23 protein-coding genes are annotated in these 24022 nt (G+C 74.3%); 10 read left to right on the top strand and 13 right to left on the bottom strand.

Annotated features, from left to right (window positions below):
- Window positions 1–27: 27 nt before the first annotated feature.
- The 7 genes from A949_RS0107530 to A949_RS0107500 form a co-directional block, all read right to left on the bottom strand.
- The gene (locus A949_RS0107530) at window positions 28–1245 is read right to left on the bottom strand and encodes a CehA/McbA family metallohydrolase (protein ID WP_019355392.1); all 1218 of its coding nucleotides are present in this window, start codon (window positions 1243–1245) and stop codon (window positions 28–30) included.
- A complete protein-coding gene (locus A949_RS0107525; RefSeq protein WP_019355391.1) occupies window positions 1242–2354 on the bottom strand; it encodes an ABC transporter ATP-binding protein in 1113 nt (370 codons plus the stop codon). The genes A949_RS0107530 and A949_RS0107525 overlap by 4 nt, the downstream gene beginning before the upstream one ends.
- Window positions 2354–3190: a carbohydrate ABC transporter permease gene (locus A949_RS0107520; protein ID WP_019355390.1), complete on the bottom strand. Its 837-nt coding sequence runs from the start codon at window positions 3188–3190 to the stop codon at window positions 2354–2356. The genes A949_RS0107525 and A949_RS0107520 overlap by 1 nt, the downstream gene beginning before the upstream one ends.
- Window positions 3187–4212, bottom strand: a complete 1026-nt coding sequence (locus A949_RS0107515; RefSeq protein ID WP_019355389.1) for a carbohydrate ABC transporter permease — start codon at window positions 4210–4212, stop codon at window positions 3187–3189. The genes A949_RS0107520 and A949_RS0107515 overlap by 4 nt, the downstream gene beginning before the upstream one ends.
- A complete protein-coding gene (locus A949_RS0107510; RefSeq protein WP_019355388.1) occupies window positions 4187–5590 on the bottom strand; it encodes an extracellular solute-binding protein in 1404 nt (467 codons plus the stop codon). Before A949_RS0107510 ends, A949_RS0107515 begins: the two co-directional genes overlap by 26 nt.
- A gap of 139 nt (window positions 5591–5729) precedes the next feature.
- On the bottom strand, window positions 5730–5900 hold the full coding sequence (locus tag A949_RS38470; protein ID WP_019355387.1) for a hypothetical protein: 171 nt from the start codon (window positions 5898–5900) through the stop codon (window positions 5730–5732).
- 15 nt (window positions 5901–5915) lie between these two features.
- Window positions 5916–6272 (bottom strand): PRC-barrel domain-containing protein, encoded by a 357-nt coding sequence (locus A949_RS0107500; protein WP_019355386.1) that lies wholly within the window; start codon window positions 6270–6272, stop codon window positions 5916–5918.
- 626 nt (window positions 6273–6898) lie between these two features.
- On the opposite strand from A949_RS0107500, the gene A949_RS0107495 reads away from it, so the two are divergent.
- From A949_RS0107495 to A949_RS0107480, 4 genes are all read left to right on the top strand, one after another.
- A complete protein-coding gene (locus tag A949_RS0107495) occupies window positions 6899–7327 on the top strand; it encodes a hypothetical protein (protein WP_139141084.1) in 429 nt (142 codons plus the stop codon).
- A gap of 194 nt (window positions 7328–7521) precedes the next feature.
- Window positions 7522–8142 (top strand): carbonic anhydrase, encoded by a 621-nt coding sequence (locus tag A949_RS0107490; RefSeq protein WP_019355384.1) that lies wholly within the window; start codon window positions 7522–7524, stop codon window positions 8140–8142.
- A gap of 11 nt (window positions 8143–8153) precedes the next feature.
- Window positions 8154–9758 (top strand): SulP family inorganic anion transporter, encoded by a 1605-nt coding sequence (locus tag A949_RS0107485; RefSeq protein ID WP_019355383.1) that lies wholly within the window; start codon window positions 8154–8156, stop codon window positions 9756–9758.
- On the top strand, window positions 9755–10537 hold the full coding sequence (locus tag A949_RS0107480) for an SDR family NAD(P)-dependent oxidoreductase (RefSeq protein WP_019355382.1): 783 nt from the start codon (window positions 9755–9757) through the stop codon (window positions 10535–10537). The genes A949_RS0107485 and A949_RS0107480 overlap by 4 nt, the downstream gene beginning before the upstream one ends.
- A 60-nt stretch (window positions 10538–10597) precedes the next feature.
- On the opposite strand, the gene A949_RS0107475 is transcribed toward A949_RS0107480, so the two are convergent.
- The 3 genes from A949_RS0107475 to A949_RS0107465 all read right to left on the bottom strand — a co-directional run bounded on the left by A949_RS0107475 (window position 10598) and on the right by A949_RS0107465 (window position 14089).
- Entirely contained in the window at window positions 10598–11206 is a 609-nt protein-coding gene (locus A949_RS0107475) for a tetratricopeptide repeat protein (RefSeq protein ID WP_019355381.1), read from the bottom strand.
- A gap of 140 nt (window positions 11207–11346) precedes the next feature.
- Complete coding sequence (locus A949_RS0107470) at window positions 11347–12399, bottom strand: M23 family metallopeptidase (RefSeq protein WP_078565367.1); 1053 nt, start codon at window positions 12397–12399, stop codon at window positions 11347–11349.
- Window positions 12400–12526: 127 nt separating this feature from the next.
- Window positions 12527–14089, bottom strand: a complete 1563-nt coding sequence (locus tag A949_RS0107465) for an MFS transporter (RefSeq protein ID WP_019355379.1) — start codon at window positions 14087–14089, stop codon at window positions 12527–12529.
- Between the two features lie 176 nt (window positions 14090–14265).
- On the opposite strand from A949_RS0107465, the gene A949_RS0107460 reads away from it, so the two are divergent.
- Complete coding sequence (locus A949_RS0107460) at window positions 14266–14826, top strand: TetR/AcrR family transcriptional regulator (RefSeq protein ID WP_019355378.1); 561 nt, start codon at window positions 14266–14268, stop codon at window positions 14824–14826.
- 159 nt (window positions 14827–14985) lie between these two features.
- Here the strand turns inward: A949_RS0107460 and A949_RS0107455 are convergent, their stop codons facing one another.
- Together A949_RS0107455 and A949_RS0107450 are read right to left on the bottom strand one after the other, a co-directional pair.
- Complete coding sequence (locus A949_RS0107455) at window positions 14986–15360, bottom strand: DUF6479 family protein (RefSeq protein ID WP_019355377.1); 375 nt, start codon at window positions 15358–15360, stop codon at window positions 14986–14988.
- Between the two features lie 99 nt (window positions 15361–15459).
- Entirely contained in the window at window positions 15460–16179 is a 720-nt protein-coding gene (locus tag A949_RS0107450) for an MgtC/SapB family protein (protein WP_019355376.1), read from the bottom strand.
- Window positions 16180–16445: 266 nt separating this feature from the next.
- On the opposite strand from A949_RS0107450, the gene A949_RS38025 reads away from it, so the two are divergent.
- On the top strand, window positions 16446–16613 hold the full coding sequence (locus A949_RS38025; RefSeq protein ID WP_019355375.1) for a hypothetical protein: 168 nt from the start codon (window positions 16446–16448) through the stop codon (window positions 16611–16613).
- 168 nt (window positions 16614–16781) lie between these two features.
- Here A949_RS38025 and A949_RS0107440 read toward each other — a convergent pair whose 3' ends face one another.
- Entirely contained in the window at window positions 16782–18581 is a 1800-nt protein-coding gene (locus tag A949_RS0107440; protein WP_026004427.1) for a PP2C family protein-serine/threonine phosphatase, read from the bottom strand.
- 192 nt (window positions 18582–18773) lie between these two features.
- Between A949_RS0107440 and A949_RS0107435 the strand changes: the two genes are divergently transcribed.
- The 4 genes from A949_RS0107435 to A949_RS0107420 all read left to right on the top strand — a co-directional run bounded on the left by A949_RS0107435 (window position 18774) and on the right by A949_RS0107420 (window position 24005).
- On the top strand, window positions 18774–19172 hold the full coding sequence (locus A949_RS0107435) for an RNA-binding S4 domain-containing protein (RefSeq protein ID WP_019355374.1): 399 nt from the start codon (window positions 18774–18776) through the stop codon (window positions 19170–19172).
- A 73-nt stretch (window positions 19173–19245) separates the two neighbouring features.
- A complete protein-coding gene (locus tag A949_RS0107430) occupies window positions 19246–20610 on the top strand; it encodes an MFS transporter (RefSeq protein ID WP_026004426.1) in 1365 nt (454 codons plus the stop codon).
- 228 nt (window positions 20611–20838) lie between these two features.
- Window positions 20839–21630, top strand: coding sequence for a beta-phosphoglucomutase family hydrolase (locus tag A949_RS0107425; protein WP_019355372.1), 792 nt, complete (start codon window positions 20839–20841; stop codon window positions 21628–21630).
- Window positions 21627–24005: a glycoside hydrolase family 65 protein gene (locus A949_RS0107420; RefSeq protein WP_019355371.1), complete on the top strand. Its 2379-nt coding sequence runs from the start codon at window positions 21627–21629 to the stop codon at window positions 24003–24005. Before A949_RS0107425 ends, A949_RS0107420 begins: the two co-directional genes overlap by 4 nt.
- The last annotated feature ends 17 nt before the right edge of the window (window positions 24006–24022 follow it).

Here is a 24022-nt window from a genome sequence, read left to right as displayed (position 1 = left end):
GTCGCGCCGGGTGAACGCCCGGACGGTTCAGGTGCACAGGGCCACCACCTCGCAGGTGTGCGTCTCCAGCCGGTGGAGCCCCTCGGCGGCCGGCAGCCGGACGGTGTCGCCGCGCACCACGGTGCGCCGCCCGTCGGGCCGCACCAGTACGGTGCCGTCGGCGTCGAGGGCGAGCAGTTCGTCCCCGTACCGCAGCAGCACGGCGGCACCGGGACCGGCCGAGACGGCTGTGCGGCCCGCCGCGAGACCGGCCAGGACGTCGCCGTTCGGGCACAGCACCCAGGTGGTCGGCGCACCGAGGGGGCGGCCCTGCTCGGGTCGGTGGAAGTCGCTGCCGCCGAGCGGGACGACCTCCTCGCGCCAGGCCCGCGCCCAGGCGAGGGGTGCCGAGTGCCGTCGGTCGGTCCAGGTGTGGTGCCAGAGTTCGGCGTGCCGGGGCCGCCGTGCGGCGAAGGGGAGTTCCCAGCCGCAGTCGTCGGCCAGCGGGTGGTTGACGGACAGGACGCCGCCCGCGGTCTCGGCCTGCTCCAGCCACTCCCCGGCGGGGCGGCGGAAGTCGATCCACCCGGTGTCGCCGAAGACGTTGGCGTGCCCGAGGTCGGTGGTGACCTCCTGGCCGGGCAGCAGCCGGATGCCCTGCCGGCGGGCGACGGCCGGCAGCCGGGGGTGGTGGCTGACGGTGTTGTGGTCGGTGACGGCGAGGAAGTCCAGGCCCTCGGCGGCCGCGGCGCGGGCCAACTCGTCCGGGGTGAGGGAGCCGTCGCTGTGCACCGTGTGCGCGTGCAGATCACCGGCCAGCCACTCCGCGCCGTCCAGCCGGGGGACGCCGCGCCGCGGACGCCGGTCCGCCGCGGGGTGCGGGGGCGGGGTGGTGGCCGGCGGCGCCGCGGGCGCCCGGGTGCCGAGCCGGGCCCGCACCGTCCAGGGCAGGCCCTGGGGCGGGATGCGGTGCAGCCGCAGCAGTACGTGCCAGGTCCCGGGTTCCAGCGGGCCGGGCAGATAGCCGGGGGTGGCCCACTCCTCGGTGACGGTGAAGGTGTCCCGGGCGCCGCCGGACCAGCCGCGGAACTCCCCGTGCGGGCCCAGGAGTCCCAGGTCGAGCACGCCCGCGGCGCGCGGGTAGGAGAGGGCCGCGGTGAGGGCGCCGGTACCGCCGGGGACCTCGACCGGGACCGTGCGGAGGACCTCCTGGGCGCGCTGCTCCATCGTCCAGGTGCCGTGCCGGATCTGTTCGCGTACGGTCATGACAGCGGGGCCGCCGCGGTTCCGGCCTCCGCGCGGGCACCGAGGAGGCCTCCGTCCCGGTACAGCAGTGCCCGGTCCGCGCGCGGCAGGGCCCAGCCCGGGGCGCCGGGCGCCGGCTCGCGCTCCTCGGGGACGACGACCTGCACGCTGCTGCCGTCCTCGGGCTCCAGGGTGACCAACTGGGCGCTGCCGAGGTTCTCCACGACCGAGACGGTGCCGCCCACCGCACCGTCCACCGCGCTGTCGGACCAGCTCAGGTACTCGGGGCGGATGCCGTAGACGACCTCGTCGCCCGCCGCTGCCAGCGGGGCCGCCTCGTCGGGCACCGGCAGTTCGCCGCCCGCCACCCGCACGGTCCCCTCCGCGGTGACCCGGCCCGGCAGCAGGTTCATGGGGGTCGATCCGATGAACGAGGCCACGAAGGTGCTGGCGGGGCGGCGGAAGACCTCGGTGGGGGTGCCCACCTGGCGCAGTTCGCCGCCCTCCATCACCGCGAGGCGGTCGGCCATGGCCAGCGCCTCGGCCTGGTCGTGGGTGACGAAGACGGTGGTCACGCCCAGTTCCCGCTGGAGCTTCTTGAGGAAGGTGCGGGCCTCCAGGCGCATCCGCGCGTCCAGGTTGGACAGCGGCTCGTCGAAGAGGAAGACCTGCGGATGGCAGGCCATGGCGCGGGCGAGCGCGGCCCGCTGCTGCTGGCCGCCGGAGAGCTGGCCCGGCCGGCGCTCCGAGAGGTGGCCGAGGCCGAGTTCCTCGGCGGTTTGCCGCGCCTTGGCGGCGCGTTCCGCTCTGCCCACCTTCTTGATCTTCAGCGGGTAGCCGATGTTCTCCTCGACGGTCATGTGCGGGAAGAGGGCGTAGTCCTGGAAGACCATGGCGATGTCCCGGTCGCCCGGCTGCAGCTCCGTGACGTCGCGCGCGCCGATCCGGACGGTGCCGCCGCTGGCGGCCTCCAGTCCCGCGATGGTGCGCAGCAGCGTGGATTTGCCACAGCCGGAAGGGCCCAGGAGGGCGAAGAACTCGCCGTCCCGGACGGTCAGGTCCAGGTCGTGCAGGGCCCGCACGCCACCGGGGTAGACCTTGGCGAGCCGGTCGAGAGTGATGTCTGCCATCAGGCCTTGATCCCTCCGTGGAAGCGGAAGCCGTAGCGGCGGCTGACGAAGAGGAACATCAGCACGACCGGCAGCGAGTAGAGCAGGGAGAAGGTGGAGATCAGCGCGAGGTCGGGCTGGCCGCCCTCGGTGTAGAAGGTGTACATGACCACCGCGGCCGGCGACTTGTCGGGCGAGCGCAGCAGCAGGAACGGGATGAGGAAGTTGCCCCACACCTGGGCGACCGTCCACACCCCGACCGTGGCGAGTCCGGGCCGGACCACCGGCACGACGATGTCCTTCATGACGCGCAGCGGAGAGGCGCCGAAGACCCGCGCGGACTCCTCGTAGGAGCGCGGCGTGGTGTCCATGAAGTCCTTGAGGATGAAGATCGCCGCGGGCAGCAGTCCGCCGGTGAGGACGAGGACGACCCCGAGGTAGGAGTCGACCAGGTCGAGTTCCGCGGCGAGCAGGAAGATCGGCACCATCGCCGCGGTGCCGGTGACGATGGAGGACAGCAGCAGCAGCGCGTACAGCAGCCCGTCCCGGCCACGGATGCGCACCCGGCTGAGCGCGTAGGCGGCCAGCGCGGAGAGCCCCACGACGAGTACGGCGCTGCCGGCGGCCAGGATCAGCGAACTGGCCAGTGAGTCGACGGCGTTGGGGTTGTTCCAGAGCCGTTCGAAGTTGGCGAGGGTGAAGTCGGGCACCGAGACGGTGATGCCCGGGTGCTTGTCGAAGGGGGCGCTGGCCAGCCACAGCATGGGCAGCGCGAAGAACGCGAGGGTGAGGGCGACCAGGAGGTAGACGCCGACGCCGCGCAGCAGTGCGGCGGCGGGGTTCGCCGGAGTTCTCACGCTGACTCCTCCAGTTCGCTGCCGCGGGCGCCGTCGGCGGATGCTCCGCGTGCGGTCCGGGTCTTCTTCTTGCGGTTCTTCTGGCCGAGCAGCCGCAGGTAGATCACCGCCACCACCAGGTTGATCAGCAGCATCAGGAAGGAGAGCGCGGCACCGTAGCCCAGCTCGCCGCTGCCGAGCGCCGTCTTGTAGATGTGCACGGGCAGCGTCTCGGTCTTCCCGTCGGGGCCGCCGGCCGTGATGAGGAACGGGGTGAAGTCGTTGAACGTCCACAGGCTGATCAGCAGCAGGTTCGTCAGGATGTGGCCGCGGATGCGCGGGAAGACGACGTCGCGCAGTTGCTGGAATCCGCTCGCCCCCGCCAGCCGCGCGGTCTCCAGGTGGGACGCGGGCACGTTCCCGAGGGCCGCGCTGTAGAGCATCATCGAGAAGGCGCTGCCGCGCCAGATGTTGTAGACGATGATCGACAGCATCGGGTGGTCGAGCAGCCAGGCGGCGCCGGGCGTGCGGAGCAGTTCGTTGAGAGTGCCGCCGTCCCGGTCGAGGAAGGCGATCCACAGGAAGGCGACGACCGAACTGGGCAGGATCCAGGCGAGCATCACCAGTGCTTCGAGTGTCGTCCTGAGCCATCCGCTGCGCTCGCGCATCCACCAGGCGAGCGCGAAGCCGAGTCCGGCCTGGCCGATGACGGCGGAGCCGAGGACGAAGAGCAGGGTGAGGCGGAGCGAGTGCAGGAAGCTCTCGTCGCCCAGTGCCTTGGTGATGTTGTCGAATCCGACGAAGCTGGGGTCGATGGCGGGGATTCCGGTCAGCCGGTAGTCGGTGGCGCCCAGGTAGAGCGTCCAGACGGCGGGCAGCACCAGGAACAGGGCGATCAGCACCAGCGCCGGCGCGACGAAGGCGGCGGCCCGGCGGCGGCCGAGTCCGGCCGCGTCCCGCTCCGGCTCGCGTCCTCCCGCTTCGTGCGGGCCGCGGTCCGCCGCCGGAGCGGCCTGCTCAGCCGATGATGTGGTCGCTGCCACCGAGCACCTCCTCCAGATCCTTGCGGTAGGCGTGTGCGACGTGGTCGGGCTCCTGGCCCGCCACCACCCGGGCCGTCGCCTCCTGGAGCGCGAGGGAGACGGCGGTGTAGGCGGCGAGCGGGGGCCGGAAGCTGGTGACGGGCAGCGCCTTCTCGGCGCAGAACCGGAGCATGGGGTCCTTCTTCAGGACCACGTCGTTCACGTCGTCCCGCTCGGTGATCATGGCGGCGTCCCCGAGCCGTGCCCGCAGCGCGCGCGCCGAGTGCAGCGCGGTCAGCAGCGCGAACGCCTGCCGGGGATGGCGGGTGTTCGGGTTGAGCACGTGCACGGCGCCGCCGGAGAGGCTGACGTGGTCCCGGCCGCCGATGCCCTCGTGCCGCGCCCGGGCGGGCACCAGGGCATAGCCGACATCGTTGTCACGCCGCTTCATGGGGGCCGTTCCGGTGCCGGGGGAGATCACGTCCCGCCAGAAGTAGTCGCCCTCGGCCAGGATGCCCAGCCTGCCCTCCGCGAACTGCTCGAAGGACTTGTCCCGCCCCTTGGCCTCCTGCTGGAGCCGCGGGTCGCCCAGTCCGTGCCGGTAGACGTCCCGGTAGAAGCCGAGCACGGCGCGGAGCTCCGGGGTGTCGCCGTACCAGCGGTCCCCCTCGGCGATCCGGCCGCCGGCCCCGGTGAGCAGCGGGAGCAGGCCCTGCATGGTGGTGGCCTCGCCCATCGCGGTGCCCGCGTTGATCTGGAGCGGGGTGACACCGTCGAGACGCTTGAGCGTGCGGGCCGCGTCGAGGATGTCCTGCCAACTGGCGGGCTGCCAGTCGGCGGGGAGTCCCGCCCTGCGGAAGAGCGGTTTGTGGAAGTAGAGGACCCGCGCGTCGGTGCCCGCGGGTATGCCGTACAGCTGTCCCTCGAAGCGGGCGAGGGAGCGCACCTTTGGACTGATCTGCCGCCAGCCGGACCAGTCGGTCACGCCGGACCCGGCCACCTCGCGCAGCGGTCTGATGTACTCGGCCTGCGCGAACTCGCCCAGCCAGATGCCGTCCAGCGCCATCACGTCCGGCCCCGCCTGCGCCTTCAGGTCGAGGGCCAGCTTGGTCTTGTACTGCTCGTCGTCGACCCCGCTGGGCTGGAACTCCACGCGTACGTCGACGCCTTCGGCACGCTGCTGGGCGACGAAGCGGGGTATGACCCAGCGCTCGATCCACTCGGCCTCGTCGGCATTCTTGCCGCCCGCGACGGCGTTTGTGGCGACGCTGAGCGCTATCGCACCGTCCCCGCCCTCGCCCCCGCGTGGATCGAGCGGGCTCCCGCAGCCTGCGAGTGCCGCCGAACCAGCTCCGAGGACGGCGGCGGTCAGCGCGGTTCTCCGCGCGACAACTCCCATCCGGGCCCCTCCTTGCGTCCTTGCGCCAGAGATCGTGCCCGGAAGAGTGGCACGGTGCCCGGATGACGTAAAGAGCTGTTGTCCTTACATTTACATCACGGACACAACGCCCGGCGGCCGGCCACCGCGGCAGGGCGCGTCAGCGCGGAGAACGCCGGGTGGCCCCGGCGGTGATGCGCCAGGCCGCGTACAGAAAGGCGATCAGCGCCACGAAGATGCCGATGACCAGCAGGTAGAACAATCCCTCGACGATGGAGCCGAAGACTCCCAGCAGGATCGCCACCGCGACCAGGAACAGGAACAGCAGCATCGCGACCTCCCCGTCTCAGCGGCGCGCGAGGCGGCGCTCGCCACCCGCGCCCGGGGTGTACTCGATCTCGTAGTGGGCGAAGACGGAGGGCTCGTCCCCGGCCGGCAGCACGTCGTCCGTGCCGATGGAGGGGGCGTCCTTGACCTGGCTCCTGGGGTACCGGACCTTCAGATACCCCGGCCCCACGGTGGCTCCCGCCAGCGGGACGAAGACGAGCCGGTGCCGGGTGGGCATTCCGACGGTCACGGTGGCGAAGGAGGGCTGGTCGGTGGCCGTGTCCACGTACACCGACTCCAGCGGGCCGATTCTGCTGCCGCCCGCGTCCACCACGTCGTGGCCGCGCCACTCCCGGATGTCGTCCGGCTCGAACATCTCTTCCTCCCATGCAGGGGGCCTGCCTCCATGGTGGCACCGGAATCCCCGGCGCTCACGGCAGCGCGCCGAGAGGCGGCGCGCGCCCCCTGCCTCCGGGCCACGGACGGTGGCGTCGGGTCGCCCGCCGCGGTCGCCGCGGGGACCGGCCGGACCCCGCGGCGCGACCCCGCCCCCCCGGACCGGCTCGGCGCCCCCTCCGGCAGGGCCCGGTGCACATCCGGCGGGCACCCGGGCGGACGGACGGCAGCGTGGCGGCGGGTGGCCGCCACGCGGACCCCGGCGAAGAGGGACCGGGGGCGGGAGCCCGCCGAGGACGGACCGGCGGCAGCGCGCCGGGGCACCGTCGCCGCGCCTCGGGCACCCCCGGAGCGCCGCCGATCGCAATCGCGTAGCCGCGCCCCCGACGAAGCCCTGCGGCGGAGCCACCGCGGAACGAACCCCGGGAGCAGATACGCCGGTGGGGACACGAAAGTTCGATTTTCAATCGCACGCACGACCGCCGTCGACGTCCAATTTTCGCCGTTGCGGCTGAGAACCAGCGGCCGAAACCGGCAACCTCCCTATCTACCGGACGAGTTCACCCATCGTTCACCTTCGGCGCGCGGGTTCGTCACGCCCTGTGGGTGACGATGGAATCGGCCCAGCTCGGAGCGGTGGACCGGAGGACGACGATGCGACGCCACGTGACCGCCGCCAAGGCGTGCCTCTCGGCCCTCGTCCTGCTCCTGTCCGTCCTGCTGGCCGCCGAGGGCACCGACACCCTCCGCTCCGCGGCGAGCGGTCCGGCGGCACCCGCCGTCACCACCGCGGACCTCTCCCCCTCCGCGGGGCACGAGACCGAGCACGGGGCGGCCGCCTGCCACCCGCGCCGCACCGTCCGGCACCCGGGCGCGCCGCCGGCCCCCGGTGAGCGTCCGCCGCACGCGTGCGCACCGCGGCTCGGCCCGCCGGCCGCCGCGGGGCGGATCGCGCTGCCCGGGAACGGCAGCGCCGGCATGCCGTGGCGCAGATCCGTCGAGGTCCCCGTACTGCACCAGGTGCTGCTGCACTGATACCGCCGGCGGCAGCAGCCCGCCGCGGCCGGCCGTGACCGGCCGGTGAGCGGCGCGCGCCGCCGCGGGGCGCGGCCCCGCCGACTTCCGTACGCGGCCTCCGTACCGCGGTCCGTACCCGGCCCCCGCCGCCCGGTCCCGGACCGGGGCTCCGTACGTCCATCCCGTACGCACCTGAACGCAAGGTGATCCAGATGCGCTCTCTCATCCCGCACGCACGCTCCTTCTCCACCCGCATCAGCGCTCGCGACGACGAACGCGAGAGCTACGGCAGGCTGGCGCAGGGCCAGTCGCCCGAAGCCCTGTTCATCTCCTGCTCCGACTCGCGGGTGCAGCCCGCCGTGTTCACCGGCGCCCGCCCCGGGCAGCTCTTCGAACTGCGCACCGCGGGCAACGCGGTGCCGCCCTGGACCGGAGCCGAACGCCCCAGCGGCGAGTCGGCCACCATCGAGTACGCGGTCCGGGTCCTGGAAGTGCCCGAGATCGTGGTGTGCGGGCACTCGCACTGCGGCGCGGTCGGCGCCCTGGTGCGCGGTGAGGACCTGGCGGCCGTGCCGGCCGTGCACAGCTGGCTGACCGCCCAGCTGCAGTCCTCCGCCGAGCTGGCCCCCGACGACGAGGCCCGCACGCAACCCGACGTGTCCGCCGCCGTGCAGCGCCATGTGCGCGCCCAGTTGGCCCGGCTGCGCGACCATCCCTGCGTCGCCGAGCGCGAGGCCGCCGGGCTGCTGCGGCTCCGCGGCTGGTTCTACGGCATCGACACCGGCCTGATACTCCAACTCGACACGCGTCTCGACGCGTTCCTCCCGCTGTGAGAGGTGGCGTCATGACGCACTCCGACAACACGCACAACGCCCGGAACACCCGAAGCCCCGGGAGCGACGGGCGGCCCCCGGGCGGCGGACGCCGGAGCGGCCCGCTGCCCGGCCGGGACACCCTGCGGGCGGACTTCACCGCGTCGCTGGTCGTCTTCCTCGTCGCCGTGCCGCTGTGCGTGGGCATCGCCGTCGCCTCCGGCGTACCGGCCGAACTCGGGCTGCTGACCGGCATCGTGGGCGGTCTGGTCACCGGGTTCCTGCCCGGCAGCAGCATCCAGGTCTCCGGCCCGGCCGCCGGGCTGACGGTACTGGTGTACGAGGCCGTGCAGACCTACGGCATCGGCGCACTCGGCGTCCTGGTGCTGCTGGCCGGGCTGCTGCAACTGCTGATGGGCCTGCTCAGGCTGGGCCGGTGGTTCCGCGCCATCTCCGTCTCCGTCGTGCAGGGGATGCTCGCGGGCATCGGCCTGGTGCTGATCGCCGGTCAGCTCTACGCGCTCGCCGACGCCGAGGCGCCCGCGAGCGGCCCGGAGAAGATCCTGGGCCTGGGCGGGCTGGTGCTGGACACCGCGCGCGACAGCACCGCCGCGACCGCCCTGGCGATCGGGGCCGGGACGGTGGCCGTCCTGCTGCTGTGGCCGAAGTGGCGGGCCGCGGCCCGGGTGCTGCCCGCGCCGCTGGCGGCGGTGCTGCTGGCCACGACGGCGACGGCGATGTTCGACCTGCCCGTCGCGCGCGTCGAGGTACAGGGCCTGCTGGACTCCGTCCAGCCTCCGGGCCTGGACGAGTTCGGCGGCCTCGCCTCGCTCGGCATGCTGGGCACGGTGCTCGCGTTCACCCTGATCGCCTCGGCCGAGTCGCTGTTCAGCGCGGCGGCCGTCGACCGGCTGCACGAGGGGCCGCGCACCGACTACAACAAGGAGCTGATGGCCCAGGGCGCCGGGAACACCGTGTGCGGGGCGCTGGGCGCGCTGCCGATGACGGCGGTCATCGTCCGCAGCTCGGCCAACGTGCACGCCGGGGCCAGGACGAAGATCTCCCGGGTGCTGCACGGCCTGTGGCTGCTGCTGTTCGCGGCCGCGCTCCCCGCTGCGCTCGGCATGATCCCGCTCGCCGCGCTGGCGGGCATCCTGGTGCACGCGGGCTGGAAGCTGATTCCGCTCCGCGACCTGGGGCCGATGTGGCGGGAGCACCGCGCCGAGGTGGTGGTACTGGCCGTCACGGCGCTGGCCATCGTGCTGACCAACATGTTCGAAGGGGTGCTGCTGGGACTGCTGATGGCCGTCGTCAAGACCGCCTGGGAGACCTCGCACGTCCACGTCGAGACGGAGGACCCCGGGGCCGGGCGGCCGCTGCGGGTCACTGTGCTGGGAAACGCCACCTTCCTGCGGCTGCCCAAACTGCAGGACCAGTTGGAGGCACTGCCGGCCGACCGGCGCGTCGAACTGTGCCTGGAGAGGCTGCGGCACATGGACCACGCCTGCGGACTCGCCCTGTCCACCTGGGAGGAGCAGCACAACAAGGCGGCCGCACGCGGCGGCGCCGCCGGGCCCGGTGCCGGGGAGCAGCACGGGGAGCAGCACGGGGAGGGCGCTTCTAGCATGATCCGATGACACGATTCGAGGGGTACGCGGCGCTGGTGACCGGCGCCGGACAGGGCATCGGAGCGGCCGTCGCACGCCGGCTCGCCGCCGAAGGCGCACAGGTCCTGGTCACCGACCGGGATCCGGAGCGCGCCGGGCGGATCGCCGCGGACATCCGCGGCAGCGGCGGCCGGGCCGAGTCCCGCGGCTGCGACGTGACGGACACCTCGGCGGCGCAGGCGGCGGCCGACCGCGCCGCCGAGGTGTTCGGAGGGCTCGACGTCCTGGTCAACAACGCCTACGCCTGCCACCGCGATCCGGCCCGTTTCGAGGACTGGCAGGAAGCGTCCTGGTACGAGGACTTCGAGGTCACCCTGCACGGGGCGGCGCGGTGCACCCGTGCCGCGCTGCCCCTGCTGGCCGCGGCCGAGGGGCGGGGCGCCGTCGTCAACGTGGGCTCCGTCAACGCGGAGCGGCACTTCGGGGACCACGCCTACAGCGCCGCCAAGGCCGGACTGGCCTCCCTCACCCGCACCCTGGCGGTCGAGTCGGCGCCGCGCGGGGTGCGGGTCAACCTGGTCGAGCCCGGCACGGTGCGCACCGACGTGTGGCGGGAGCGGGCCGGGATGCTGGAGCGCGTCGCCGCGCACTACCCCCTCGGACGGGTGGGCGAGCCCGCCGACATCGCCGCCGCCGTGGCGTTCCTGGCCTCCCGGGACGCGGCCTGGATCACCGGGGTCAGCCTCCCGGTGGACGGCGGACTGCTGGTGTCCAACCTGGCGATGAACCGCACCATGGCGCAGCCCTGACCGGCCGCCCCCGGCCCGGACGGCGCCGGTCCCGCCCCGTCCGGGTCCGGGCGCGCGGACTCAGTCCTCGGCGCGCCGCGCGAGCTGCCGCGCGTACCCGGCCATCGAGCGCTGATAGCGCGGCAGATGCGGTGCGAGAGCCGTCAGCAGGAGGGGCACCGCCTCGCGGGAGCGGCCGAGGTCGGTGAGAGCCAGCGCGAGAACGGCACGCACAGCGTCCTCCAGCGCGACGACCTCGGCCCTCTCACGCGCCCCGCCCGCGCTGTCCGTACCGTCGGTGCCGCCGCTGCCGTCCGTCCCGATGCCGCGGTCCAGTTCGGCCCGCAGCAGCGCTTCGCTCTCCGCGGACCGGTCCAGGTTGCGCAGCGAGCTGGCGAGCTGGATGACGGCACGGCGGCGGCGCACCCCGGCCAGTCCGCCGTGCAGCGCCTCCCGGTAGAGCGGGACGGCCCGCTCCGGGAGGCCCGTGGAATCGAAGGCGCAGGCCCGTTCGAAGGCGGCCGGCGGGCTCCCGGCGGGCTGTTCGTCGGCCAGCTCCCCGATCGCGGCGCGGAAACCGTCCGCTCCGCGCTCGGCCACCAGTGCGTCCATCCGCGCCCAGGTGTCGGCCACCCGCCGCTCCCAGTCGGCGCCGTCCCCGCTCCTGCCACCCGCGTCCTGTCCGTTCACGGCGCCAGCTTCACACGCCGGGCGGCCGGCGGCCAGCGGCCGGTCGGTGCGAGGCGGTGGGGCCGGGTGCGGCGGGGCGGAAGCGGGCCTCCGCCCCGCCGCATCTGCCGTCGCCGCGGCGCGGCGCCGCGGCGGCGGTGTCAGACGTGCACGCCGCGGCTGCGCAGCCAGGGCAGCGGGTCGACACCCGAGCCGACGTCGGGCGTGACCCGGACCTCGAAGTGCAGGTGTGGCCCGGTGGAGTTGCCGGTGCTCCCGGACAGCCCGATCTGTTCGCCCGCGTGCACCCGGTCGCCCTGCCGGGTCTGGATCCGGGAGAGGTGCGCGTACTGGGTGTAGTAGCCGTTGGGGTGCTTGATGACGATGTGGTTGCCGAACGGCCCGCCGCTGCCGGTCCGTACGACGGTCCCGGCGCCGACGGCCCGCACCGGAGTGCCGGTGCCGACCGCGAAGTCCTGGCCGGTGTGGCTGTGCGCCCAGCGCTTGCCCGCCGAGGCGTAGCCCGCCGACAGCGTGTAGCTCTCGACCGGGGCCACCCACTTCGCCTCCTCGCCGCCGGAGCGGAGCGCGGCACGGGTGATCGGGCCGGCGGCGCGCGCGGCCCTCTCCTCCCGTGCCTCCCGGGCCCGCCGGCCGGCCTGCGTCAGCCGCCGTTCGACGGCGCGCTGCGCGCGTCGCCGCCGGTCGGCCTCGGCCTTCAGCTCGCCCAGCACGGTTCGCCGGTGCGCCCGCTGCCGGTCCAGCCGCCGCTGGACCGTCTCCGTGGTGCGCAGCAGCCGGTCGAAGGCGTGATCGCCCTGGTGCTGGGCACGCAGCTGGTCGAAGAGGGTGTCCGGTGATCCGGTCGTCAGCAGCCGAGTGGCAGGAGCCCAGCCACCCTGCTGGTACTGCCGGCGGGCGACGGCGCCGAGCCGGCGGTGCAGCCGCCGCAGCCGGTGCTCCCCTCTGCTGACGGCGCGTTCGGCCCGGGCGACCGCCGCGCGCTGGGCGGCCACCTTGCGGGTGGCGGCCTCGTAGCGGGCGGCGGCTGCCGCGGCCTCCCGGTAGAGCGCGGGCAGCGGTCGCGCGGCCTCGGCGACGCCCTTCGCGGGGGCGGTTCCCGCGGCCTGCGGCGTGCCTCCGGCGAGTACCGCGGCACACACCAGTGCGGCCAGCGGAGCCGCTGCCCGTCTCGTTCGTACGGCCTCATTCATGGCACGATCGTGCGGCCGGGAACCGCGTGAAGGCCGGTTGGCGAGCGCGGCGCGCGGGCAGCTTGAGCCGTTCGCCGCAGCGGTCCGTCCTCAGGACGGGTGCTTTCCGGCCCGGTGCGCGGGTGCGTCAGTCGTGCCGGGCGGCGGCTGCCGGGCGGCCGGAGCCGGGATCCGCGTCGCCGCCCTCCCCGGGCCGGGGCCGCAGCAGCAGCCAGGCCAGGACGGCGGCGACCGCGAGCAGTGCGGCACCGGCCAGCCCGGTGGCCTGGACGCCGCCGGTGAAGGCGGACCTGGCCTCGGCGAGCAGCGCCCTGCCGGGCTCACCGCCCAGCCGCACGGCGTCGGCCTGCGCGTTGCCGAGCGTCTCGCGGGCCGCCTCCAGCGCGGCGGCCGGTACGCCGTCCACCGGGTCGAGGCGCATCCGGTAAGCGGAGGAGAGCACGCTGCCCAGCACGGCCACGCCCAGGGCCCCGCCCAGCTCGATACCGGTCTCGGAGACGGCGGAGGCGGCCCCGGCGCGCTCGGGCGGGACGGCGGCCAGGACCATGCTGTTGGTCAGCGTCATCACCGTGCCCACGCCCAGGCTCACCAGGCAGAAGGCCAGGACGACCAGGGCCACCCCGTGGCCGAGCGGCAGTGCCGTCAGCACCGCGAATCCCGCCGCCGCGGTCGCCAGCCCCGCGGTGATCAGCTGCCGGACGCCGGTGTGGCGGGCGGCAGCGGCCGCGAAGAACCCGGAGGCCACCGAGAGGGCGGCGCCGGGCAGCAGGAGCAGTCCGCCGCGCAGCGGGGAGAGGCCGGCCGAGAGCTGGAGGAACTGCGGGATGAAGAAGAGCGAACCGGCCAGCACGAAGACGACGAGCACGTTGGTGACGATCGCGGCGGAGAAGTGCCGGATGCCGAAGAGCGAGAGGTCGATCAGCGGGTCGGCGAGGGTGCGCTGGCGGCGGACGAAGACCGCGCCGAAGGCGAGCCCCAGGACGAGGAAGGGCAGGGCCGCGGGGCCGTCGCCGTGTGCGAAGGACTTCACGGCGTAGACGGCGGGCAGCACGGCCAGCAGGGTGAGCGCCGCACTGGGCAGGTCGAAGCGGCCCGGCGAGGGGTCCTTGGTCTCGGGTACCAGCAGCGGCAGGCCGATCAGCGCGAGCAGTACCAGCGGCAGGTTGATCAGGAAGACCGAGCCCCACCAGAAGTGCTCCAGGAGCACTCCGCCGATGACCGGGCCGAGCGCGGAACCGGCGCTGAAGGCCGAGCCCCAGGCGGCGACGGCGACCAGCCGCTGGCGCTCGTCGCGGAACATGTTGCGCAGCAGCGAGAGGGTGGAGGGCATCAGCGTCGCGCCGGCCACGCCGAGCAGCACCCGGGCCGCGATCAGCCAGCCCGCGCTCGGGGCGTAGGCGGCGAGCGCGGAAGCGGCGCCGAATCCGGCGCATCCGGCGATCAGCAGTCGGCGCCGGCCGATGCGGTCGCCGAGGGTTCCCATGGTCACCAGCAGTCCGGCGAGGACGAAGGAGTAGATGTCCACGAGCCACAGCAGCTGGGTGCCGGAGGGCGCGAGGTCGGCGCTGAGGGCGGGGACGGCGAAGCCGAGGACGGTGAGGTCGACCGCGATCAGCAGCACGGGCAGGGTGAGGATCAGCAGCCCCGCCCACTCCCGGGGTCCGGCCTTCTCGGTCGTCTCCTGCGCCATGGCTCGCTGTCTCCGTCTCCCGGCGCCTGCGCGGCGCGTTCTGCCCGGTGTGCGGTGCGGCGGCACGCGCGTGCGGCGCGTTCCTCACGCGCACCGCACTTTTGTGTACAGCCGTACATAAAACTGTGTACTAGGGTACACAGAATCGCCGGAGCCGAGAAAGGCGGACAGCGCCGATGGGAGCGAAGCGCGGGCCCGCCGACCCCGCACGCCGGGAACGGATCATGGCCGCCACCGAGCGCATCCTGCTGCGGGGCGGCCTCGCGGCCCTCAGCCACCGCGCGGTGGCCCGCGAGGCCGGGGTACCACTGGGCTCGACCACCTACTACTTCGCCACCCTGGACGACCTGCTCGACGCGGCCATCCGCCGGCTGAGCGAGCGCTACGCGCTCCGGCTGCACGCCTGGGGCGCCGCGCTGGGCGACCTCTCCCGCGCCGGACTCGTCGAGGCACTGGCCGACCTGGTGGAGGCGCTGCTGCGGGAGGACCGCCCCGCGTTGGTGCTCTCCTTCGAACTGTCCGCCGCCGCCATGCGCAGACCGGAACTGCGCGAGGCGGCACTGCTGTACGCGGAGACCGAGCGCGAGGTGCTGCGCGCGCACACCGGCGAGCGCACGGCGCGCGCGCTCTCCCGCGTACTCGACGGCCTGCTGCTGCACTCCCTCGCCGCGGCGGCCCCGCCCACCCGCGCCGACATCACAGGACCGCTCGCGGCGCTGCTGACGCCCGAGGAGTGAGCGCCCGAGGAAGAGCGCCCGGCGCGGGAGCGCCTCCGGCACACCGCGCGCCCCCGGCCACGATCGCCGAGGGCGCCTCACCATGCTGTCCGCGGCGCCGGGCCGGGCACCTGGCCGTACGGCGCGGGGCCGCCGCCACGCGCTGCTCAGGGACCGGGCTCAGCCGGCTCCGCCGCTGCCGAAGGAGCCGCTCTTGCCGGGCTCCCACTTCTTGCGGGTGGGGGGTTCGCCCGGATGGTGCTCGCGGTCGCCCTGGTCGTGCACCCCGCTGTGCGGCAGCCGGCGGATCCCGTCGCGCGGCATCTCGTCCGGCTCGCGGTTCTCCGTGATCTCCTCGACCGGGCCGCTCTCGGGCAGGTGCGGCTGCTGGTCGGGCTCCGGGAGTTCGGGCTCACGGCTCTTGATCCGGATGCCGAGCCACACGGCGCCGATCAACGCGGCCACGATCAGCAGCCCGATGAGCCCGGGCACCAGGCCCACCAGATGGTCGCGGGCGGCGAGGTCCGCCGCCGCTGCGAGGACGTCCGCGTTCATGTACTCAGCCCCCTTCGGCTCGCGGTGTCGCCCCACGGGGTTTCCGCAGCGGCCGGGCAGGAAACCTCACCCGGGGGCGAGCACCCGGTTGCGCCGGGCTCAGTCGCCGTCCTGCGCGCTCGCGGCGGTACGGCCGTTGACCGCGCGCACCCCCGGCACCGCCACCAGCTCACCCACCAGCTCCGGCACCGAGCCCGGCCCGGAGACCGCGAGGGTCAGCCGGGCCAGGTCCGGTTGCCGCTCGTCCATCTGCTCGACGTTGGTCTCGGTCACCGCGAACCCTCGCTCCGTGCACAGTTCCAGCACCGTGCGCAGCACGCCCCGCCCCTCCTGGTAGGTGAGCCGCAGCCGGCCGGGCTCCACGCCCGGCAACCGGTCGCTGATCTTGGTGAAGCCCCACACGGTGAGGAAGTGCATCGCCACGACCGCCACGGCCAGCAGCGGCAGGCCCGCGCCGCACGCCATCCCGACCGCGGCCGAGACCCACACGATCGCCGCGGTCGTCAGACCGCGCACCACGTCGCGGCGCAGGAAGATGACTCCCGCACCGAGGAACCCGACGCCCGAGACCACCTGCGCCGCGATCCGGGAGGGATCGAAGGAGACGTCCTCCCTCCCCATCAGATCGGCGAAGCCGTACTTGCTGACCAGCATGAACAGCGCGGCACCGATGCCCACCAGCGCATGGGTGCGCAGCCCCGCGCTCTTGCGCTTGGCCCGCCTCTCCAGTCCGATCAGCGAGGTCAGGACGAAGGCGAGGGCGAGGTCGGCGAACTGGGGCCAGCCCTGGCCCGTCGAGGAGAAGAACGCGTCGTTCATGTCCGAGGTGTCACCGCTTCACATCATCCGTCCGGACAGGCGGCCCGCAGGCCGGTGGCGGTCGGGCGGTGTCCGGCACCGCGCCCGCTCCGCACCGCCCGCACCCGCCTCCGGCGGGTCCGGCTGCCCGTCGCTCCTGGTTTCCTGGGCTCCTGACGAAGTTTCCCGTTTCCCTCCGATCAGCGTCCGTTATATCCCGGTTCGCCGTTTCGTCACCCGAAGGCTGGGGACCCGCTCCCGTGAGCCGACCTCGGAGGTGATCCCCCGTGCAGCACCCCCAGACGACCCGTGACGAGAACGCCCGGGAACCCCGCCGCCCGACGGTGCACGTCTCGCGGACGGCGAGCCGCCCGGACGGCCCCATGAGCTACGGGCCGCGCTCCTCCCGCGGCGACGGGGACCCGGAATCGCACATCTTCCGCGGCGAGGACTGAGCCCGGGCCGTCCGGAGCGACCGGGTACCCGCGCACGCGCACAGCACTCCGCCCGAGTTCCGGGCGGGCCGGCGGAGGACGGCGCCCCGGCGGAGGACCGCCGCGCGGAAGGGCGGTACGGAATCGGCCGGCGGCCTTCCGGAACGCCGGCGGCAGCCTTCCGGAACGTCACTGGACGCACAGCGCGAGGATCGTCGCGTCGTCCTCGGCCTCACGCCCCAGCAATGCCGCGGCCACGCAGTCGACGGCCTCCTGGGCGGAGGCACCGCGCTCCGCGCACTCCCGGGCGGCCGCCATCAGCGCTGCGATCCCCTCGTCCAGGTCCATGCCGCGGCGCTCGATGACCCCGTCCGTGTACCAGAGCAGCAGATCGCCCGAGCACAGCCGGGTGGTGGTGAGCGGATAGGCCGCATGCGCGGTGACCCCGAGCATCAGCCCGTGCTCCGCCTCCAGCAGCCGCGGCACCCCGTCCCGCACCAGGACCGGCGTGGGATGCCCGGCACTGGCCCAGCGCAGCACCCGCGCCCTCGGGTGCAGATGGCCGACCACACAGGTGGCGGTGGTGTCCAGGCCGCTGTAGTAGACGACCTCGCCCAGTGCCGTGGTCAGCGCCGCCGCGTCCTGGTCGGTGTAGGCGAGTCCGGCCAGCGCGGAGCGCTGCTGCACCGCCCGGCTGGCCGCGTCCACACCGTGCCCGGAGGCGTCGCCGACGGCCAGCAGCACCCGCCCGTCGGGCAGCTCCCGGCACTTGTACCAGTCGCCGCCCACCCCCGAGTCGGAGGGCACGTAGACGGCGCCGACGGAGAGCCACGGCGCGGTGAGGACCCCCAGCGGCGGGGTGAGCGCCTGGCGGAAGGTCTCCGAGACGCGCCGGTCGACGGCCGCCTCCCGGCGCAGCCGCTCGGTCTCGGTCAGGGCCCGGCTGAGCAGTTCCTCCTGGCCGGTGACGTTCCGCGCGGTGAACAGCAGGGAGTCCGGCACCCCGGCGCCCTCCGGCTCGGCGTGGCCGATCCAGCGGATCCGCCGTTCCCGTCCCGCCACCCGGAGGGTGACCTCGCGGTCCACGACCTCGCCGCCGTGCAGCAGCGCGCTCATGTCGGCGGCGAAGGCGGGCACGTCCTGCGGGACGATCCTCCGCCGCAGCTCCAGCAGCTCGGCCGTCACGTCGTCGACCGAGGTCACCGAGCGGGCCTCGCCGTCCAGACCGTGCTCCGGCTCGGCCGCGGCCGCGGGCGCGGTGGGCAGCCCCAGCAGCCGGCGCAGCCCGTGCGACCAGCGCATCCGGCCGCTGACCAGGTCCCACTCCGCCCACCCCAGCCGGCTGCGCTCCTGGATGCGGTGGCTGAGCCGCACGTCGCCCACCGGTTCCCAGTTCGTCAGCAGCAGGCCCTCGTCCGGCAGCAGCACCACCGTGCCGCGCAGCCGCCCGCGTTGGAGACCGCCGTCGACCAGGTCGACGTAGTCGAGGTCGTCGGCGGTCGCCGGGCCGCACCCCTCCAGCGCCCTCCGGTAGACGTCGTACATCCCGCCGGCCCGGATGCCCGGCCGGGTCTGCGACAACGGCCGGCCGAGCAGGTCGCGGGGGTCGCGCTCCACCCCGCTCAGTTCGAGGTGGTTGGCGCCGACGACGAGGAAGTCGCGGGCCGCGCCGTCCCCCGCGTACTGCGGAAGCAGCACCGCGGCGCTGCCCCGCAGCACACCCAGCACCGCCGGCAGCCAGGACGGCAGCCCGGGCAGCACCGCCACCTCGGGGGTCGCCCGGTGGGCGGCACCGGCACGGCGGGGCGGTCCGCTCCCGGTGCTCCGGGCGGAGGAGGCGGGGAGACTCCGCCCCTCGGTGACCCGGACCCGCGCGCGGTGCCGGGCGCACGCCTCCGTGCGCAGCGCGACCCGGTCGAGTTCCCGGAAGGCGTCCTCCGGGGTTCGGGCGGCGGCTGCGGAGCCGGGGTCCGCGGAGAAGGCATTCATATGTGCTCATTGTCGGCCTCGGCACGGATCTTCGCCGGGCGGCGACCGGCAGTCGGGCGGATCCCGCGGCGCCCTCCGGGGTGCGGAGCCGCCACCCCTTTCCCCAGCGGCGGGCCGTTCGTCCCGAACCGGCCGGTCCGTCGCCTGCGGGCACCGCGGGATCGGCCGGGCGCCGCACCTAGAATCGGGAGCATGACGGCAGACGAGGGGTCGGTGCGGGTCGACAGCTGGATCTGGTCCGTCCGGCTGGCCAAGACCCGTTCCCAGGCGGCGACCGCCGCCCGCGGTGGACACGTCAAGGTCAACGGTGCGCGGGCGAAGGCGGCACACACCCTGCGGGTGGGCGACGAAGTGCGGGTGCGGCAGGCCGGGCGGGAGCGCATCGTGATCGTCAGACGGCTGCTCAAGAAGCGGGTGGGGGCCGCGGTCGCCGTCGAGTGCTATCAGGACAACAGCCCGCCGCCGCCCTCCCCGGTGGAGGTCCCGCTCGTCCCCCGGCGCGAACGGGGAGCGGGCCGTCCCACCAAGCGCGACCGGCGCGAACTGGACCGGCTCCGCGACGTGCGGCGCACGGTGCCCGAACCGGAGTGAGGTGCGGTCTCCCGAGCCGGTCGGACTCGCTGCCGGAGCCGGACCGCTCGAACGCGCGGTCTAGAGTTTGCGGATGACCGAGCGGAGCCGACGGCCGCTGGCAGGCGTACTGGCAGCGATGGCCGTGTCCCTGACCGGGACCCGCATCTCGGCCATCGCACTCCCCTGGTTCGTCCTGGTCACCACCGGCAGCACCGCCCGCACCGGGCTGGTGGCCCTGTGCGAGATGGCCCCCTACGTCCTGGTCAAGGCGTTCACCGGACCGCTGGTGGACCGGATCGGACCGCGCACGGTCTCCTGGATCACCGACGTGGTCAGCGCCGCCGCGATCGCCGCCGTCGGCCTGCTGCACCTGGTGGACGTGCTCTCCTTCTGGCTGCTGCTCCTGCTCGTGGCGGTGATCGGAGCGGCCCGCGGGCCCGGCGACCTGTCGAAGGAGATCATGGTCCCGGTGGCCGCGGAACGCGCCCGGGTGCCGCTGGAGCGGGCCGCCGGACTGGCCGGGGTCACCGAGCGGCTGGCGTCCACGGTGGGTCCGGCCGCCGGTGGCGCGGTGGTGGCCCTGCTCGGTGCGCAGACCGCGCTGTTCGCCATCGCCTGCTGCTTCGCGGCGGGTTCGGTCCTCATCGTGCTGCTGCTGCCGGGGCGCCGCGCGACCGAGCCGGCCGGCTCGGGACCCGACACCGACACCGCGTCCGAGGACGGCTACTGGCGGCGGCTCGGTGCCGGTTTCCGCTTCCTGCGGCGCGATCCGCTGCTGCTGACGGTGATCGCGATGGTCGGCGTCACCAACCTCCTGGACGCCGCCTTCGCCACGCTGCTGCTGCCGGTCTGGGCCCGGGAGTCCGGCAACGGGCCCGGCGCGATCGGGCTGGCCAACAGCGCACTGGGGATCGCCGCGGTCCTCGGCAGCCTGCTGGCCGCCGCTGTCGCGCACCGGATGCGCCGCCGCCCCGTCTTCTTCGCCGGGTTCCTGCTGGCGGGCGCCCCCCGGTTCCTGATCCTGGCCGTGGACGTGCCGCTGTGGGCGGTGCTGGCGGTCTTCGCGCTCGGCGGCTTCGGTGCGGGCTTCCTCAATCCGATACTGGGGGCGCTCAACTTCGAACGGGTACCCGGCGAACTGCGCGGCCGGGTCAACGCGCTGGGCGACTCGCTCGCCTGGGCCGGTATCCCGCTCGGCGGTCTCCTCGCCGGTACCGCCGTCGCCTCCTTCGGCCTGGTGCCGGTGCTGTGCACCGGGGCCGCGGCCTACTTCCTCACCACGAACCTGACCGGGCTGCGGCCGGAGTGGCGCGAGATGGACCGGAAACCGCCGCGGCCCCGCAGCCCCGGCGACGAACCCCCGGACGCGGACGCCGGAGCGGACGCCGCATCCGACGGCCGGGGCACGGCGCCGGGGCCGGGCACGGCCGGCGACCTGACCTCCGCCCGACCGTAGCCCGCGGGATCCGCCGCACGGGCCCGGCCGCCGAACCGCGCACGGCGGCGGCGGCCCGGAGCCCGCGGCGCCGGGCCGCAGGGCGCCCTCCCTCCCGGCGCGGGCCGGTTCCGGCGGGGCGGCGCCGGGGTTCCCCGCGGGGCCGGAGGCCGGCCCGGCGGGCGTCCAGCCGGGCGGCAAAGCGCTTCGGCAGGCATGCCGGAGCGGCGGCCAGGGGACCCGGCACGCATGACGATCCTCGGTCTGCCGGACCGCATCCGCGCATGCCTGTTCGACCTGGACGGCGTGCTGACCAAGACGGCCGCCGTGCACGCCGCCGCGTGGAAGGAGATGTTCGACGCCTATCTGCGGGACCGGGACGGGCCCGGGTTCCGCCCTTTCGACCAGGTGGCGGAGTACGACGCCTATGTGGACGGGCGCCCGCGGGCCGACGGCGTGCGCACCTTCCTCGCGGCGCGGGACATCCACCTCCCGGAGGGCGACCCCGACGATCCGCCCGGCCGCGAGACGGTCAACGGCCTGGGCAACCGCAAGAACGACCTGCTGCTGCGGAAGATCCGCACCGACGGTGTGGCGGCGTACGACGGATCGGTGCGGTATCTGCACGCGGTGCGGGCGGCGGGGCTGCGGACGGCCGTGGTCTCCTCCAGCGCCAACTGCCGCGACGTGCTGGCCGCGGCCGGTATCGAGGACCTGTTCGAGGTGCGGATCGACGGGATCGTGGCCCGGGAGCGCGAGCTGCCGGGCAAACCGCGCCCGGACACCTTTCTGGCCGCCGCCGCCGACCTGGGGACCGCAGCGGGCGAGTCCGCCGTCTTCGAGGACGCGCTCGCCGGGATGGACGCCGGACGGGCCGGGGACTTCGGCTATGTCGTGGGGGTCGACCGCACGGGACAGGCGGACGCGCTGCGCGCGCACGGCGCGGACACCGTCGTGCAGGACCTGGCCGAACTGACGGACCGGGAGGGGAACCGGGAACGGGACATCTCCCGCCCCCCGGCGCGGAAGGAGCGCCCGTGATCAGCAACTCGTCCTACGCCGTGCAGCCCTGGTCGCTGCGCGAGAGCACACTGGACATCGACCGGCTGCCGCAGAGCGAGTCCCTCTTCGCACTCTCCAACGGGCACATCGGCTGGCGCGGCAACCTCGACGAGGGCGAGCCGCACGGTCTGCCCGGCACCTATCTCAACGGGGTGCACGAGCTGCGCCCGCTGCCGTACGCGGAGGGGGGCTACGGCTACCCGGAAGCCGGGCAGACGGTCATCAACGTCACCAACGGGAAGGTCATGCGGCTGCTCGTCGACGACGAGCCGTTCGACGTGCGCTACGGCAAGCTGCGCTCCCACGAGCGGGTGCTGGACCTGCGCACCGGGCTGCTGCGCCGGGTCTGCGAGTGGAGTTCCCCGGCGGGCTGCACCGTACGGGTCACCTCGACCCGGCTGGTCTCCTTCAGCCAGCGGGCCGTCGCCGCCGTCTCCTACGAGGTGGAGCCGCTGGACTCGGACGTGCGCGTCGTCGTGCAGTCCGAACTGGTCGCCAACGAGCAGCTGCCGCAGAAGAGCGGCGAGGACCCGCGGGTCGCCACCGCGCTGGAGGACGTGCTGCAGCCGGAGGAGGACTTCGCCTCCGACATGCGGCTGCGCCTGGTGCACTGCACCGAGCGCAGCGGGCTGCGGGTCGGCGCGGCCGCCGACCACCTCGTGCACGGCCCCGAGTCGACCCGCACCTCCAGCGAGAGCGGCGAGAACGTCGCGCGGCTCACCGTCACCGCCGAGCTGCGGCCGGGCGAGCCGCTGCGGGTGGAGAAGCTGGTGGCCTACGGCTGGTCGGGGGTGCGCTCGCTGCCCGCCGTGCGGGACCAGGTCGACGCGGCCCTCGCCGGAGCCCGCAGCAAGGGCTGGCAGGGGCTCGTGGACGAGCAGCAGGCGTATCTGGACAGCTTCTGGGCGCGGGCCGATGTGGAGGTGGACGGGGACGCGGAGATCCAGCAGGCGGTGCGCTTCGCGCTCTTCCACGTGCTGCAGGCCGGTGCCCGGGCCGAGAAACGCGCCATCCCCTCCAAGGGGCTGACGGGCTCCGGCTACGACGGCCACTCCTTCTGGGACAGCGAGCAGTTCGTGCTGCCGGTGCTCACCTACACCTCGCCGGACTCGGTGGCCGAGGCGCTGCGCTGGCGGCAGGAGACCCTGCCCGCGGCCCGGGACCGGGCCCGCCAGCTCGGCCTGCGGGGTGCGGCCTTCCCCTGGCGGACCATCGACGGCTCGGAGTGCTCCGCATACTGGCCGGCCGGCACGGCCGCCTTCCATGTCAACGCCGACATCGCGGACGCGGTCACCCGGTACGTCGCGGCCACCGGGGACGTGGAGTTCGAGCGGGAGACGGGGGTGGAGATCCTGGTGGAGACCGCCCGGCTGTGGCACTCGCTGGGCCACCACGACCATCACGGCATCTTCCACTTCGACGGGGTCACCGGGCCCGACGAGTACAGCGCGGTCGCGGACGACAACCTGTACACCAACCTGATGGCGCAGCAGAACCTGCGCGAGGCGGCGGACGTGGTGGAGCGGTACACCGAGCGGGCCGCCGCGCTGGGGGTGGACGACGAGGAGGCCGCCGCCTGGCGGGACGCGGCCGAGGCGGTGGCGCTGCCGTTCAACGAGACACTGGGCGTGCACGAGCAGTCGGCGGGCTTCACCGGGCACCAGATGTGGGACTTCGCCGCGACCGGCCCCGACCAGTATCCGCTGATGCTGCACTTCCCCTACTTCGACCTGTACCGCAAGCAGGTCATCAAGCAGGCCGACCTGGCACTGGCGCTCTACAAGCGCGGCGACGCCTTCGACGCGGAGCAGAAGGCGCGCGACTTCGACTACTACGAGCAGATGACCGTCCGGGACTCCTCCCTGTCCGCCTGCTGCCAGGCCGTGATGGCCGCCGAGGTCGGGCATCTGCGGCTCGCCTACGACTACGTGGGCGAGGCGGCGCTGATGGACCTCGCGGACCTGGAGAGCAACACCCGCGACGGACTGCACATCGCCTCGCTGGCCGGGGCCTGGATCGCGCTGGTCGCCGGGTTCGGCGGGATGCGGCTGCGGCACGGCATGCTCGACTTCTCCCCGCTGCTGCCCGAGCAGTTGAGCCGGCTGGCGTTCACCGTGCAGGTGCGGGGGCGGCGGCTGCGGGTGGAGATCCGCAGCCGGACGGCCGTCTACACGCTGCTGGAGGGCGAGCCGCTGGAGCTGTGCCACTGCGGCGGGCGGTTCACCCTCTCGGCCGGGGAGCCGCAGACCCACCAGGTGCGGCGCCCGCCGCCCCGCCCCGAACCGTCTCCGCCGCAGGGCCGGCACCCCGCCCGGCGGCGCGGCGGGCCGGTGCCGGTCGAGCCGGGACGGTGACTCCGGCGCGGCTCGGG

Source organism: Streptomyces sp. AA1529 (assembly GCF_000280905.1).
In the GTDB taxonomy this organism is placed as follows: domain Bacteria; phylum Actinomycetota; class Actinomycetes; order Streptomycetales; family Streptomycetaceae; genus Streptomyces.
This window is presented reverse-complemented; position numbering and strand designations above follow the sequence as displayed.